The organism is Bacillus sp. mrc49, from assembly GCF_002803435.1.
On the sequence record NZ_PHNG01000560.1, the window covers coordinates 1 to 15,318 of the forward strand.

Genomic DNA, 15,318 nt, shown 5'->3' on the forward strand with positions numbered 1-15,318 from the left:
GAAAACATAGCTGAAGCGTAAATCCTTGAAAAGGATATGCATTGATTTGACTTTTCTTCGGATAGCAAGTTTTCTTATTGAAAGGATGCGTTTTCATGTCAAGTGGAGCTAAAATTTCAAATGAACTTGAGAGATGGGAAAACCAGTTTCGGGAACTTTTGCATGAGTTTCAAGAAGAGGCGGCCTTGAAAGAGAAACAACTGTTGGTCATTGGCTGCAGTACAAGTGAAGTGATGGGAAAACGGATCGGCACGGAAGGAACGCTCGATGTTGCCGGGATGATTTTTTCCGTTGTGAGCGATTTTCAAGAAAAAACCGGTGTCCAAGTGGCCTATCAATGTTGCGAGCATCTTAATCGGGCCTTGGTCTTGCAAAGGGAAACGGCTGTGCGAAGAGGGTATGAAGAAGTGTCCGTCATACCGGTCAGGACGGCAGGCGGATCAATGGCTACATACGCCTATCAACAATGGAAAGATGCCGTAGTCGTGGAGCATATTAAAGCGGAAGCGGGCATAGATATTGGGGATACCTTCATTGGCATGCATTTAAAGCATGTGGCCGTTCCGCTTCGATCTGCCATCAAGGAAATAGGGCACGCACATGTGACCATGGCAAAAACCCGCCCCAAACTTATCGGCGGGGAGCGGGCCGTCTATCAGGACATTTCCGTCAACAAGAGTTGTCATTGAGTAGACGGTTGGCACGCACGCCTGGTCTCGTATGAGGCATGTTCAGTGTATAAGCAGGGTTTCGGAGGTCTCATTCCGGAACCCTTTTTGACGATTTGGATGGCCTGCACAAGAAATGAAGTCATCCTCTGATAGTCCTGATCCGAGCGGAAAGTGACGTTTAAAGGATAATATCTGCAATGCTTCTTGAAACGGACAGCGCCTGACTGTAGACAAGTTCCATCAAGCCATGCCATTTTTAAATCGTCATAAATGGAAGGGAACTGTATTTCAGGGGGGGTGGAAGTCATTTTAGCTTGTGAACCTAGGTTAAATGAAGTATTATACAAAAATAATAAGTTAAATACGAACATTTACAAATGTAAAAACATTTAACGTTCGATAAAATTACACTATCACTTCTAAAATAGACATGTTAAAATGGAGTAGAATTTTCTAATAATTATGGGACAGGCTTTTTCATGTCTTTATGAAGACATGTTGCACATAAATACTAAAAAGCGAATCACGCACATTTTGAGGAGGAATTACGGAATGAATCGTTTAGCCAAGCAAGATGAGCAAGTGTTTAACGCAATTCAACTGGAATTAGGGCGTCAAAGGAGTAAGATCGAGCTTATTGCTTCTGAAAACTTCGTGAGTGAAGCGGTCATGGAAGCTCAAGGATCGGTCCTAACCAATAAATATGCAGAAGGTTATCCTGGAAAACGTTATTATGGCGGTTGTGAGTATGTCGATATCGTTGAAGACCTAGCCCGTGATCGTGCAAAAGAGATTTTCGGCGGAGAGTATGTGAACGTACAGCCACACTCTGGGGCTCAAGCCAATATGGCGGTATACTTCACGGTACTTCAAACAGGCGACACGGTGCTTGGCATGAACCTTTCTCATGGGGGACATTTAACACATGGCAGCCCGGTAAACTTCAGTGGTGTCAATTATAATTTCGTTGAATATGGTGTAGACGAAAAAGATCACCGTATCGATTATAATGATGTATTGGAAAAAGCACGTCAGCACAAACCAAAAATGATCGTCGCAGGTGCGAGCGCGTATCCACGAGAAATTGATTTCAAGCGATTCCGCGAGATTGCAGATGAAGTTGGAGCATATTTGATGGTGGATATGGCCCATATCGCAGGTCTTGTTGCTGCAGGATTGCATCAAAGTCCGATCCCTTATGCTGATTTCGTAACGACAACAACTCACAAAACACTTCGCGGACCACGCGGTGGGATGATCATTTGTAAAGAAGAGTTTGGCAAGAAAATCGATAAATCAATTTTCCCGGGTATTCAAGGCGGGCCATTGATGCATGTAATCTCCGCTAAAGCTGTTGCATTCGGCGAAGCGCTTCAAGAAGATTTCAAAGTGTATGCACAGCAAATCATCGATAACGCCAAACGCTTGGGCGAAGGTTTGAAAAAGGAAGGGTTCACCCTTGTTTCTGATGGGACGGACAATCACTTGATTCTTCTTGATGTACGCTCTACAGGATTGACTGGAAAAATCGCTGAGCACGTTCTTGATGAAATCGGAATTACGGTTAACAAAAATGCAATTCCTTATGATCCGGAAAAACCATTCGTAACGAGTGGTATTCGTATCGGTACCGCTGCTGTGACATCGCGTGGCTTCGGTTTGGAAGATATGGATGAAATAGCATCGATCATCGGACTTGTTCTGAAGAATAATGAAGATGAGGCTAAACTTGAAGAAGCGAAACAACGTGTGGAATCGTTAACGAGTAAGTTCGAATTATATCCTTCATTGTAATATCCGAGCCGCTCCTTTTTTAGGAGTGGTTTTTTCTGCGGATTATAATTGAAGAATCTGAATTGTGAAAATAGGTCTGACATCTAAACCTTTATTGAAGATTGAACCTTTTTTCTGTAAAATAGGTTGAAGTGAATTTAAAGGCACGAAAATTTTTCTATTCAAATAGGGAAATCATAAAAAGAGCAAAATTAAGCAATGGAATTGGAGAGATGCCAAATGGGAAAAGTTTTTGTTTTCGATCACCCGTTAATTCAACACAAATTAGCCTATATACGCGATATAAATACAGGAACAAAAGAATTCCGCGAACTAGTTGATGAAGTGGCTTCATTGATGGCGTTTGAAATCACAAGGGATATGCCGCTTGAAGAGGTGGAAATCCAAACACCGGTGAGCACAGCGAAAGTGAAAATGCTCTCAGGTAAAAAAGTGGGGATCGTTCCAATCTTGCGTGCGGGCATTGGGATGGTGGACGGAATCATTAAATTGATTCCTGCTGCTAAGGTCGGACATGTCGGTCTATACCGTGATCCGGAAACATTGAAACCTGTCGAATATTATGCGAAAATGCCAAGTGATTTGGCTGAGAGGGAATGTATCGTCGTTGATCCAATGCTGGCTACCGGCGGTTCTGCCATCGAAGCGATCCACTCCATTAAAAAGCGCGGTGCGGTCAATATTAAATTCATGTGCCTGATTGCAGCTCCAGAAGGTGTGGATGCATTAAAAGAAGCTCATCCTGATGTGGATATCTATATTGCAGGACTTGATGAGAAGCTGAATGAACATGGTTATATCGTTCCAGGTCTGGGAGACGCGGGAGATCGTTTATTCGGCACAAAATAATGGATGGAAACTGAGGTGTAACGAATGAACAAACCGATAAAGGTCATGACAATTTTCGGTACGAGACCGGAAGCCGTCAAAATGGCTCCGTTAGTTTTGGAATTCCAAAAACACCCAGAACATTTCAAGCCGATCGTTGCCGTTACGGCTCAACATCGTCAAATGTTAGATCAAGTTCTTGAATTATTCTCGATCCAGCCTGATTATGACCTGAACATAATGAAGGATAGGCAAACACTTGCCGATATCACAACCAGGGCATTAAACGGTCTTGATTCCATCATGAAGGAAGCCGAGCCTGATATCGTCCTTGTCCATGGTGATACGACTACAACGTTTGTCGCCAGCCTGGCTGCCTTTTACAATCAGGTCGTCATTGGCCATGTAGAAGCGGGGTTGCGCACTTGGAATAAATACTCCCCATACCCGGAAGAGATGAATCGCCAACTTACCGGGACGATGGCGGATTTGCATTTTGCTCCGACTTCAAAAGCGGAAGCGAATCTGTTGAACGAAAACAAGAAGGACAATATCTTCGTGACGGGGAATACGGCGACTGATGCGTTAAGAACGACGGTACGGTCCTCGTACAGCCACCCCGTTTTAACTGGATTGGGAGAAGACAAGCTCATTTTACTGACTGCTCATCGCCGCGAAAACCTAGGGGAGCCGATGCGGAATATCTTCAGGGCTGTCAAGAGACTCATTGCCGAGCATGATGACATTCAAGTCGTTTACCCAGTCCATTTAAATCCACTTGTTCAGGAACTGGCAAATGAAATTCTCGGAGAGGAATCCCGGGTTCATTTAATCGAGCCATTGGATGTATTGGATTTTCATAACTTCGCTTCAAGGGCCTATTTGATCATGACCGACTCTGGAGGAATCCAAGAAGAAGCGCCGTCACTTGGTGTACCTGTCCTTGTTTTAAGGGATACGACTGAACGTCCTGAAGGGATATTGGCTGGTACGTTAAAATTGGCGGGCACTGATGAACAGATGGTCTTCAATATGGCACATGAATTACTGACGAACGAAGAAGAACATGAAAAAATGTCCACGGCTTCGAATCCGTATGGGGATGGGAATGCTTCAGCTCGTATAGCGGAAGCGATCCGTTACTATTTCAAGCAAGTGGATGTACCGCCAACTAGATTTGATTCATAATGAAGGAAAAGGTTAGCCGTTCTTCCTTTCAAACTGCAGACAAACTCGATTTGTCTGCAGTTTTTTTCGTTTAGATGGTTGGACTTTTCCGTTGCATTCCACTTTGTGTGAAAATGAAGAGCGCGTTTCGTTTCACTGGGGAGCATCATGAGTTACTTGCATAGGTCAGCTATATTGCCGGTGATTGCTTCACATTCAAGAATGGGGCTGGGAAATAGAAAAAGGGAAAGGAAAAGCGATAATGCTTTTCCTTTTTTTTTGCATACTCCAAGGTTGTTGAGAAAAGCTAACAGCTAAGGGGATGATTATGTTGAAGCTGAAAAAGAAATTGTTCATATATATAACTGTATTTCTTCTATTATTTACTTATTCATATGAAAAGGGAGTGGCATCCATCATTTTGCCGCCGCTGCCCAAGTTATCCGAATCTAAAATAGTGACGGTCGTTGTCACGATGGATCAAGCTATTGAGCGAAAAAAAATCAGTGAATTGCTTGGAAAATATCCAACTCTCCAGTTACGGACGGTTTATTCGGTTGCGCTTAACGGTTTTTCGTTACGGGGGAGCCTCAATGAGATCGAACGGCTTAAAAAGGATAATGATATCCAGGCGGTTACGGAGGTTTCCACGTATCATGCTGTCTTGGATGAAAGTGTCCCATACATAGGAGGAGAGAGAGTGAGAGCTTTCCTTGATGAGGAGAACCATCGAATCACCGGAAAAGGAGTCAAAGTTGGGGTGATCGACACAGGGATTGATTATACACATCCGGATTTACAACGGGCTTATCGGGGAGGGAAGGATCTGGTTGATGGTGATGGAGATCCGATGGAAACTAAAAAACAGGGTGAGCTGGATACATTACATGGAACGCACGTTGCAGGTATCATAGCTGCCAATGGAAAACTGAAGGGTGTAGCCCCGGAAGCGGAGATTTATGCATATCGGGCGTTGGGTCCAGGTGGTGCTGGGGATACTGAGCAAGTTTTGACGGCTATCGAGTCGGCAATGAAGGATGAGATGGATGTATTGAACCTATCGCTCGGCAATAATGTTAATGGTCCGGATTTACCGATATCGCTTGCGTTGAATAAGGCGGTCGAAAGCGGCATCGTAGCCGTGACTTCGAATGGAAACTCCGGTCCGGAGGTATGGACTGTCGGTTCTCCAGGAACTTCGGAAAAAGCGATTTCCGTCGGAGCCTCCACTCCTCCTTTAAAGGTTCCGTTCATGGTTTACGGCCTAGGTTCGAAAAAGCATCATACGCGCTTGCATTCATTTCAAGGGTCGAGGAAATGGAATCTGGCGTTTTCCGAAGAGGTGATGTACGGCGGTCTTGGAGATGAAAAAGACCTGAAGCATGCCCGGGATAAGATTGTGTTGCTGGAGCGCGGGATACTCACTTTCCAGCAGAAGGCATCCAATGCGGCGAAGGCGGGTGCCAAGGGAGTAATTATCTATAATAATACTGGCGGGACCTTTACAGGAAGCCTGGAAAAAGAAATGAATATCCCAGTAGCTTCTATTAATAGAAGAGACGGGTTGCGCCTTAAGAAAGTCATGGAGCAAGAACACAGTAAAATCGTTCGCTTCTTATATAAAAACGAACAAGATCGGCTCGCTGATTTTAGTTCAAGAGGTCCGGTGACAGTATCGTGGGGAATAAAGCCGGACGTTTTGGCGCCTGGAGTCGAAATTGAAAGCACCATTCCTAATGGATATATGTCCCTCGACGGAACCAGCATGTCAGCTCCGCATGTGGCAGGAGCGTGCGCGTTGATTTTGCAAAAGCATCCGGATTGGACTCCCGATCAAGTGAAATCGGCATTGATGAGCACATCCAAGCCATTGAGGAAAACTGCCGGCGAATTTTATCACACATATGAACAAGGGGCGGGACGCATCCAGATCGATGAAGCCTTAAAGGCGGACACGCTCTTGAATCCAAGCTCATTATCATTTGGGATGTATACGAAAAAGGGTGGGATTGAAGAGCATCATGAAACAATATTGATTGAAAATACGGGAACGAAGACGAGGAACTATTCGTTTAAAGTACCACTAAAGGAGAAGGGGCTCACTTGGGAGCTGCCGAAAACCCTTGCCTTGAAGCCGAAGGAGAAGAAAAGGCTGAAAGTGGGGCTTCAGGTAAACCCGGCTGATTTGGAAAAGGGAGTCTTCGATGGCTACCTTCTTATAATGGAAGGAACGAAAAGAATTTCCCTTCCCTATTTATATGTGAAAGAAGAACCTGATTATCCGAGGGTGATGGGTTTTGATTTTGGACAAGGGGATCAGGCTGGAACATATCGTTACGAAATGTACCTTCCGAGGGGGGCTGACGAATTCGGGATTGCCCTTTATGAGGAAGATAGCTTGAAATTTGCAGGATATCTGGATTGGTCGAAGCCAGCACCTTCTGGTTTGATCAAAAAGAATGTCCTGAGGAAGAACTTGCCACCTAAAGGAGTGTATAAAGCAATTATCTTTGCAAGGCGGAATGGAAGGGAAGATCGGATGGAAAAGACGTTACATATCGAGTGAACATAAGACAATATGTAAAATAAATCGGATGTCAATAGCATAAAAAAGATAATTTGTGAACGTTTCGTTAATAATTACAAACCTGTGACAAATTTCACTAACCACTCATTGACATTGATTCTAGCCTATTGTATGCTAACAAAGGATGTAGAATGAGAGGGGTTTCATACGTCAATAACGTGACAAATAGGAGTGCTTTATCGACTTTCTATTTGGACTTATTACGGGCAAATTTACCTTGCTAACCCACAGATCTACAATATTTCTAGGGAGATTACATGATAAAATGCTAGAATTGGAAAAAATGTTCAATAGGCAGCTGAAATACATGCTGTATCTAATGGGTATTTATGTGATTGGGGTGGCATTCACATCATATGATTCAGTCTTCCAAGGATTGTTGCTTGGTACTGCCTTCAGCCTGTTTATTTTTTGGTCCATGGTCAAAAAAAACAAAAAGTTTGCCCAAGAAGTAGCGGAAGGTAAAAAAACGCGCTCACTTGGTAGTTTAACTAGAATGTCTGTGGCGGGTTTAGCTGCAATTATCGCATTGAAGTATCCCTATGAGTTTCAAGTGGTCTGCGTGGTTGTGGGATTAATGACGGTTTATTTTGTCATTATGATAGATTTTTTTATACAAAACATACGTAGGTAGTAAAGAAGAGAGGTGAATACTGTTGAATCATGAAGCTCCTATGTGGGAATTTATGGAGACTGGAATACATTTCAACTTGGCTAATGTGCTAATGATGACTATCGCAAGTCTCATCGTCTTCATTATTGCTGTAACAGCAACTCGTAAACTTGCGATGAAGCCAACAGGAATGCAAAACTTTATCGAATGGGTTATGGATTTTGTGAAAAACATCATCAACAGCAATATGGATTGGCGTACGGGTGGTCAGTTCCTTATGTTGGGAATGACATTAATATTGTACGTATTTGTTTCGAACATGCTAGGATTGCCTTTCTCCGTTGTAATAGGAGGAGAGCTTTGGTGGAAATCACCTACATCTGATCCAGCAATAACTCTAGCCTTGGCAGTCATGGTATTGGGATTGACCCATTATTATGGTATCAGGATGAGAGGTATGAAGAATTATGCAAAAACTTACGTCCAACCAATGGGTTTCTTGTTTCCGTTAAAGATTATTGAAGAGCTTGCCAATACGTTAACTCTTGGATTGCGGCTATACGGAAATATCTATGCGGGTGAGTTACTATTAACCTTACTGGCTGGTCTAGGCACAAGCAGCGCATTTGGTGCAATTGGTGCTGCCATTCCAATGTTGGCTTGGGAAGGGTTCAGTGTGTTTGTCGGCTCCATCCAAGCATTCATTTTCACTATGTTAACAATGGTTTATCTTTCCCATAAAGTAAGTGACGACCATTAATTATAAGTATTGTTCATTTTGAACATTATATTGATCAAAAAAAATAAAACAACATTTCAAGGAGGAAATTTATCATGACAGGTTCTTTAGGTCTTATAGCTGCTGCTATCGCAGTTGGATTAGGTGCACTAGGTGCGGGTATTGGTAACGGTCTTATCGTTGGACGTACAATTGAAGGAATGGCTCGTCAGCCGGAAGCTCGTGGTATGCTTCAAACGACTATGTTCGTCGGTATCGCTTTAGTTGAAGCATTACCAATCATCGCGGTAGTTATCGCGTTTATTGTTTTAGGTAAATAAGATAACTTGAAAGAGTTCCATAATGGCGAAGATGATCCAAGGAGAACCTTCGCCATTGCTCTGTGTTAAAGTGAATAATTATTATGGCAGGATACTGTCAATTGAAAATACAGAACTTCAATAGTGAATCTCATGAAGGGAGTGAACCGAGCGTGTTAACAAGCAATTTTGTACTTGGTCAAGCAGGCCATTTTAATGGTGGAGATATCTTATACCAACTTTTCATCTTTATCGTATTGTTAGCGTTGCTTAAAAAGTTTGCATGGGGTCCATTGATGGGCATCATGAAAGAACGTGAAGCGCATGTCGCAAACGAAATCGAAGCAGCTGAAGTTAGTAGAAAAGAAGCGCTGAAGTATCTGGAAGAACAGCGTGAAATCGTAAAACAATCTCGCACAGAAGCGGGACAACTTATAGAGAATGCTAAACAACAAGGTGAGGCTCAACGCGAAGATATCATTAATCAAGCGCGTGCTGAAGCTGAACGTGTTAAGGAATCAGCAAAACGTGAAATCGTACAAGAGAGAGAAAAAGCAGTTGCCGCATTGCGCGAGCAAGTTGCATCTTTATCTGTCATGATCGCATCTAAGGTGATTGAAAAAGAACTATCACAAGCTGATCAAGAAAAATTAATAAATGAATATATTCAAGAGGCAGGAGAAGGTAAATGAGCGATATAACTGTAGCAGGACGTTATGCTGTAGCTCTTTTCCAAATTGCGAAAGAGCAAAATCTCATTAACCAACTTGAAGAAGAACTTCGCATAGTGCATGAAGTTTTCACGAAGGATAAGGAGCTTTTAAATTTCTTGGCTCATCCTAAAATGACTGGCGATGCAAAACGTGAAGTGATGAAAAATGCCTTTGCAGGAATATCACCTTCCGTTCAAAACACTGTAATGCTAATGGTTGAGCGCCATCGCACAGCTGAAGTCGCTCCCATGGCAGAAGAGTTCATTGAACTAGCTAATGAAGAAAACTCAGTTGCGGATGCGACTGTCTATACAGTCAATCCTTTAACTGAAGCTGAAGCGGAAGCTGTGTCTTCAGCTTTTGCTGCAAAAATCGGCAAACGGAATTTACGCATTACCAATATTACGGACAGCTCGATCATTGGCGGAATGAAGCTCCAAATCGGCAACCGTATTTATGACGGGACGATCAGCGGTAAGTTAGATCGCCTTAGCAAACAACTATTAGGTTAATATTCACAGATAGGGGTGAAATTCATGAGCATCAAAGCTGAAGAAATCAGTGCGCTGATTAAAAAGCAGATTGAAAACTATCAGTCGGAAATTAAAGTAAGCGATGTGGGTACAGTCATCACGGTTGGTGATGGTATCGCACGCGTTCATGGTTTAGATAATGCAATGTCTGGGGAGCTCTTAGAATTTTCCAATGGTTCAATGGGTCTAGCACAAAACCTTGAGCAAAATAACGTAGGTGTTGTTATTCTTGGACCGTTCAGAGACATTAAAGAAGGCAGTGAAGTACGCCGTACGGGCCGTATCATGGAAGTGCCTGTAGGAGAAGAATTAATCGGACGTGTCGTGAATCCGCTTGGACAACCATTGGATGGTCTTGGTCCGATCGCTACAACGAAAACTCGCCCAATCGAAAGCCCTGCAACTGGTGTAATGGACCGTAAATCAGTTCATGAACCACTGCAAACAGGGATTAAAGCAATTGATGCATTGGTTCCAATCGGCCGCGGACAACGTGAGTTAATCATCGGTGACCGTCAAACTGGTAAAACATCCGTTGCAATCGATACAATCCTTAACCAAGCTGACCAAGATATGATCTGTATCTATGTGGCTATCGGACAAAAGGAATCAACGGTTCGTGGAACAGTTGAAACGCTTCGTAAAAACGGTGCATTAGATTACACAATCGTAGTATCTGCATCAGCATCTCAACCGGCACCACTTTTATACCTAGCTCCTTATGCTGGTGTGACTATGGGTGAAGAGTTCATGTTCGCTGGTAAGCATGTTCTTGTCGTGTATGATGATCTTTCGAAACAAGCATCTGCATACCGTGAACTTTCCTTGCTACTTCGTCGTCCTCCAGGCCGTGAAGCATTCCCAGGGGATGTATTCTACTTGCACTCCCGTTTACTTGAGCGTGCAGCAAAATTGAACGACACTTTAGGTGCTGGATCAATCACTGCACTTCCGTTTGTTGAAACACAAGCAGGCGATATCTCTGCTTACATTCCAACAAACGTTATCTCCATCACGGATGGACAAATCTTCTTGCAATCCGATTTGTTCTTCTCGGGTGTTCGCCCTGCGATCAACGCTGGTCTTTCCGTATCCCGTGTTGGTGGATCTGCACAAATTAAAGCGATGAAAAAAGTTGCCGGTACATTGCGTTTGGACTTAGCTTCTTACCGTGAATTGGAAGCATTCTCTCAATTCGGTTCAGATCTGGATGCTGCAACACAAGCAAAACTTAACCGTGGTGCTCGTACAGTTGAAGTTCTTAAACAAGATCTAAACAAACCGATAAAAGTTGAAAAACAAGTCATGATTTTCTATGCTTTGACTAAAGGTCATTTAGATGATATTCCCGTTTCGGATATCCTTCGTTTTGAAGAAGAATACTATGTGTTCCTTGATCGTTCTCATCCGGAATTATTAGATCACATTCGCACAACTAAAGGTCTTCCTGAAGACGCTGCTGTCGTTGCTGCCATTAACGAGTTCAAAAAGAACTTCGTTATTTCTGAATAATAAGGTCTAACTAATTTTTAAAGGGTGGTGAGAATGAATGGCCTCTTTACGCGATATTAAGTCTCGGATTACTTCAACGAAAAAGACGAGTCAAATTACAAAAGCGATGCAGATGGTATCTGCTTCTAAAATGAACCGTGCCGAAGCTAATGCTAAAGCATATGTTCCATATATGGAAAAAATTCAAGAAGTGGTATCCAGTATTGCGAACGGAAGTACGGGTGCCTCTCATCCAATGCTTACTTCACGTCCAGTTAAGAAAACCGGATACTTGGTTATCACATCGGACCGTGGTTTGGCTGGGGCCTACAATAGTAGCATCCTTCGCCAAGTTCATAAGACCATTCTTGAACGCCATAAATCCAATGATGAGTTCGTCATTATCGCAATCGGAAGGGTTGGCCGTGATTTCTTTGTCAGCCGTAATATGCACGTAGAGCTTGAAGTTATTGGAGTTCCCGATCAGCCGTCTTTCGCTGACATTAGCTCCCTTGCTAAATCTACAGTGAATTTATATTTGAATGAGCTGTGTGATGAGCTTTATATGTACTATAACCATTATGTCAGCCCAATCCAGCAGGAAGTAACGGAAACGCAAATCCTTCCGTTATCTGACTTTGATACTTCCAATTCAACATTGACGACTTATGAATTTGAACCGAATGCAGAAGAAATTCTTGAGGTTTTACTGCCTCAGTATGCAGAAAGTTTGATTTATGGTGCTTTGTTAGATGGTAAAGCGAGTGAGCACTCTGCACGTATGACTGCAATGAAAAATGCAACAGATAATGCAAAAGAGTTGATTGACTCACTTTCATTACAATATAACCGTGCACGTCAGGCAGCGATCACTCAAGAAATCACCGAGATTGTCGGCGGTGCAGCTGCTTTAGAATAGAATCATTAAAGGGGCGGTCAGCCCGGACTAGGCTTGGCCGTTCCATAATATCGATACGATAGTCGTTATAAGCAACGTTAGGAGGGAAAACGATGAATATAGGACGCGTTACTCAAGTTATGGGTCCGGTTGTTGACGTGAGATTCGAAGACGGACAACTTCCTAAGATCTATAACGCGTTAAGAATCGAAAATACAGCGTCTGGTACAGGACTAACTCTTGAAGTGGCCCTTCAACTAGGTGATAATACAGTTCGTACTGTAGCAATGTCTTCCACTGATGGGTTAACCCGTGGTGCAGAGACTGTTGATACAGGAGCTCCAATTTCCGTGCCTGTAGGTGAAGTTACTCTAGGTCGCGTTTTCAACGTTTTAGGGGAAAACATTGACTTATTTGAACCACTTACAGCAGAGGTGCGTCGTGATCCGATTCACAGACAAGCACCAACTTTCGAGGAATTATCAACACAAGTTGAAATTCTTGAAACGGGTATTAAAGTAGTAGATTTACTTGCCCCTTATATCAAAGGTGGTAAAATCGGTCTCTTTGGTGGAGCCGGTGTTGGTAAAACTGTACTTATCCAAGAACTTATCAATAACATCGCACAAGAGCACGGCGGTATCTCCGTATTCGCTGGTGTAGGTGAGCGTACTCGTGAAGGTAATGACCTTTTCTACGAGATGACTGATTCCGGTGTTATCAAGAAAACAGCGATGGTATTCGGGCAAATGAATGAGCCACCTGGTGCACGTATGCGTGTTGCTTTAAGTGGTTTGACAATGGCTGAATATTTCCGTGACGAACAAGGACAAGACGTTCTTTTCTTCATCGATAACATCTTCCGTTTCACGCAAGCAGGTTCCGAGGTTTCTGCCCTACTAGGCCGTATGCCTTCTGCGGTAGGTTACCAACCAACCCTTGCAACGGAAATGGGTCAACTGCAAGAGCGTATCACTTCAACGAATAAAGGTTCCGTTACTTCCATTCAAGCGATTTATGTACCTGCCGATGACTATACGGATCCGGCTCCTGCTACTACTTTCGCTCACTTGGATGCAACAACTAACCTTGAGCGTAAACTTTCTGAAATGGGTATCTACCCTGCGGTTGATCCATTGGCGTCATCTTCACGTGCTCTTAGCCCTGAAATCGTTGGAGCTGAGCACTACAAAGTGGCTCGTCAAGTTCAATCGACTTTACAGAAATATAAAGAACTTCAAGATATCATTGCTATCTTGGGTATGGACGAGTTAAGCGAAAACGAAAAAGTAATCGTTGGCCGTGCTCGTAGAATTCAAAATTTCTTGTCACAAAACTTCCACGTGGCTGAACAATTCACTGGTCAAAAAGGATCTTACGTACCAGTTAAAGAAACAGTCCAAGGATTCAAAGATATCCTAGCTGGAAAATATGACTCCCTTCCTGAAGATGCGTTCCGTCTTGTTGGCCGCATCGAAGAAGTTATTGCTAAAGCAAAAGAAATGGCTTAATTAAAGGGACCTAGGAGGGAATGAAATGAAGACCATTAAAGTCAATGTTGTTACTCCCGATGGCCCAGTATATGATGCAGAAGTTGAAATGGTAAGCACTAAAGCTAAAAGCGGTGAGATGGGAATCATGGCTGGACACGTTCCAACCGTAGCCCCGCTTACCATTGGTGCTGTCCGTCTTAAGAATGGAAGCAACACAGACTATGTAGCTGTAAATGGTGGCTTCTTGGAAGTCCGCCCTGATGTGGTAACCATTTTGGCTCAATCTGCTGAAAGAGCTGAAACTATCGATCTTACACGTGCTCAAGCAGCAAAGGCACGTGCAGAACAAAGATTGCAAAATAATGATGGATCGAATGATGTTAAAAGAGCTGATCTAGCGCTTAAACGTGCAATCAACCGAATCCAAATTGCAGAAATGCGATAACATATATGGTGAAAGCACCTGATCGAACCAACCGGTTCAATCAGGTGTTTTTTTCTTTCTTGTCATGGAAGGTCGTAATAGGCAAAAATCTGTTGAAATACCTCGAATGATGGAACAAACTTTTTACCATATAAATCCTCCACTCGTCGACATCTGATAGTCATGATGGTATAATGTATACGCTTACATTTTTACTTCCATCCCCCTCTCGCCACGTTGCTTCTAAAAGATTGCTACCCTGCATAAATATTTAAAACGGCATCCAACAAAAAAGAAGACAAGCAAATTGAACATGTACCCATTAACTTTTGAATGATCCATAAAAGGGAGATGAATATGGGACAGCTGCATTTGTACCAAAATAATTACTTAATCGTATTTGTTTTTCTTTGTCTCGGGATATTATTACCTGTTATTGCACTGTTTCTTGGCAAGCTGCTTAGGCCTTATAAACCGACGGATATGAAATATACGACGTATGAAAGCGGTATCGATCCTTTTTCGGATTCAAGGGTCCAATTCAATGTTCGATACTATTTATTCGGATTGATGTTCGTCATTTTTGATGTAGAGACGGTCTTTCTCTACCCGTGGGCAGTGGCCTATGATGAGCTAGGATTGTTTGCGCTTATTGAAATGCTATTTTTCGTCATCATACTGATGCTAGGACTAATCTACGCTTGGAAAAAGAAGGTGTTGAAATGGAATTGAAATTAGACGACCTCACCCCTGCCGAAATGGAAGAGATGCGCCAAAGCATTTTCTTATCAACGCTTGAACAAATTAAAGGCTGGGCTAGAAGCAACTCCCTCTGGCCAATGACATTCGGTTTAGCATGCTGTGCAATCGAAATGATGGGTGTAGGCTCCTCACATTACGATTTGGATCGTTTCGGTTCTTTTTTCAGGACGTCGCCCCGGCAATCTGATGTCATGATCGTATCAGGTACGGTAACGAAAAAAATGGCACCAATCATAAGTAGATTATATGACCAAATGCCAGAACCTAAATGGGTCATTGCCATGGGCTCCTGCGCAACGGCAGGGG

At 43.0% G+C, this 15,318-nt stretch carries 16 protein-coding genes; all 16 read left to right on the forward strand.

From position 1 onward, the window contains the following. The first annotated feature begins 95 nt into the window (after nt 1–95). The gene (locus tag CVN76_RS05740; RefSeq protein ID WP_100530586.1) at nt 96–689 is read left to right on the forward strand and encodes a TIGR01440 family protein; all 594 of its coding nucleotides are present in this window, start codon (nt 96–98) and stop codon (nt 687–689) included. A 534-nt stretch (nt 690–1,223) separates the two neighbouring features. After that, nucleotides 1,224–2,465 carry a serine hydroxymethyltransferase gene (gene glyA / locus CVN76_RS05745; RefSeq protein ID WP_061141286.1) on the forward strand — a complete coding sequence of 414 codons (1,242 nt, stop codon included), beginning with the start codon at nt 1,224–1,226 and terminating at the stop codon, nt 2,463–2,465. Nucleotides 2,466–2,684: 219 nt separating this feature from the next. Beyond that, a complete protein-coding gene (upp, locus tag CVN76_RS05750; RefSeq protein WP_061141285.1) occupies nt 2,685–3,314 on the forward strand; it encodes a uracil phosphoribosyltransferase in 630 nt (209 codons plus the stop codon). A 24-nt stretch (nt 3,315–3,338) separates the two neighbouring features. Next, nucleotides 3,339–4,481, forward strand: coding sequence for a non-hydrolyzing UDP-N-acetylglucosamine 2-epimerase (gene wecB / locus CVN76_RS05755; RefSeq protein ID WP_100530587.1), 1,143 nt, complete (start codon nt 3,339–3,341; stop codon nt 4,479–4,481). 307 nt (nt 4,482–4,788) lie between these two features. Further along, nucleotides 4,789–7,026, forward strand: coding sequence for a S8 family serine peptidase (locus CVN76_RS32070; RefSeq protein ID WP_100530588.1), 2,238 nt, complete (start codon nt 4,789–4,791; stop codon nt 7,024–7,026). A 286-nt stretch (nt 7,027–7,312) separates the two neighbouring features. Further along, nucleotides 7,313–7,681 carry an ATP synthase subunit I gene (locus CVN76_RS05765; RefSeq protein WP_061141282.1) on the forward strand — a complete coding sequence of 123 codons (369 nt, stop codon included), beginning with the start codon at nt 7,313–7,315 and terminating at the stop codon, nt 7,679–7,681. Nucleotides 7,682–7,703: 22 nt separating this feature from the next. After that, nucleotides 7,704–8,420 carry a F0F1 ATP synthase subunit A gene (gene atpB / locus CVN76_RS05770; protein ID WP_061141281.1) on the forward strand — a complete coding sequence of 239 codons (717 nt, stop codon included), beginning with the start codon at nt 7,704–7,706 and terminating at the stop codon, nt 8,418–8,420. 74 nt (nt 8,421–8,494) lie between these two features. Then, entirely contained in the window at nt 8,495–8,719 is a 225-nt protein-coding gene (gene atpE / locus CVN76_RS05775; protein ID WP_061141280.1) for a F0F1 ATP synthase subunit C, read from the forward strand. Between the two features lie 152 nt (nt 8,720–8,871). Further along, a complete protein-coding gene (gene atpF / locus CVN76_RS05780; RefSeq protein WP_061141804.1) occupies nt 8,872–9,390 on the forward strand; it encodes a F0F1 ATP synthase subunit B in 519 nt (172 codons plus the stop codon). After that, the gene (locus tag CVN76_RS05785) at nt 9,387–9,923 is read left to right on the forward strand and encodes a F0F1 ATP synthase subunit delta (RefSeq protein WP_100530589.1); all 537 of its coding nucleotides are present in this window, start codon (nt 9,387–9,389) and stop codon (nt 9,921–9,923) included. The genes atpF and CVN76_RS05785 overlap by 4 nt, the downstream gene beginning before the upstream one ends. A 24-nt stretch (nt 9,924–9,947) precedes the next feature. Further along, the gene (gene atpA, locus CVN76_RS05790; protein ID WP_061141278.1) at nt 9,948–11,456 is read left to right on the forward strand and encodes a F0F1 ATP synthase subunit alpha; all 1,509 of its coding nucleotides are present in this window, start codon (nt 9,948–9,950) and stop codon (nt 11,454–11,456) included. Between the two features lie 37 nt (nt 11,457–11,493). Then, nucleotides 11,494–12,354, forward strand: a complete 861-nt coding sequence (locus CVN76_RS05795; protein ID WP_061141277.1) for a F0F1 ATP synthase subunit gamma — start codon at nt 11,494–11,496, stop codon at nt 12,352–12,354. Nucleotides 12,355–12,446: 92 nt separating this feature from the next. Then, a complete protein-coding gene (gene atpD, locus CVN76_RS05800) occupies nt 12,447–13,844 on the forward strand; it encodes a F0F1 ATP synthase subunit beta (RefSeq protein WP_100530590.1) in 1,398 nt (465 codons plus the stop codon). 25 nt (nt 13,845–13,869) lie between these two features. Then, nucleotides 13,870–14,271: a F0F1 ATP synthase subunit epsilon gene (locus CVN76_RS05805; RefSeq protein ID WP_061141275.1), complete on the forward strand. Its 402-nt coding sequence runs from the start codon at nt 13,870–13,872 to the stop codon at nt 14,269–14,271. Nucleotides 14,272–14,607: 336 nt separating this feature from the next. Next, nucleotides 14,608–14,982, forward strand: a complete 375-nt coding sequence (locus CVN76_RS05810; protein ID WP_061141274.1) for an NADH-quinone oxidoreductase subunit A — start codon at nt 14,608–14,610, stop codon at nt 14,980–14,982. Beyond that, on the forward strand, nt 14,973–15,318 hold a 346-nt coding region (nuoB, locus tag CVN76_RS05815; protein WP_157805555.1), incomplete at its 3' end, for an NADH-quinone oxidoreductase subunit NuoB. The genes CVN76_RS05810 and nuoB, both read left to right, overlap by 10 nt.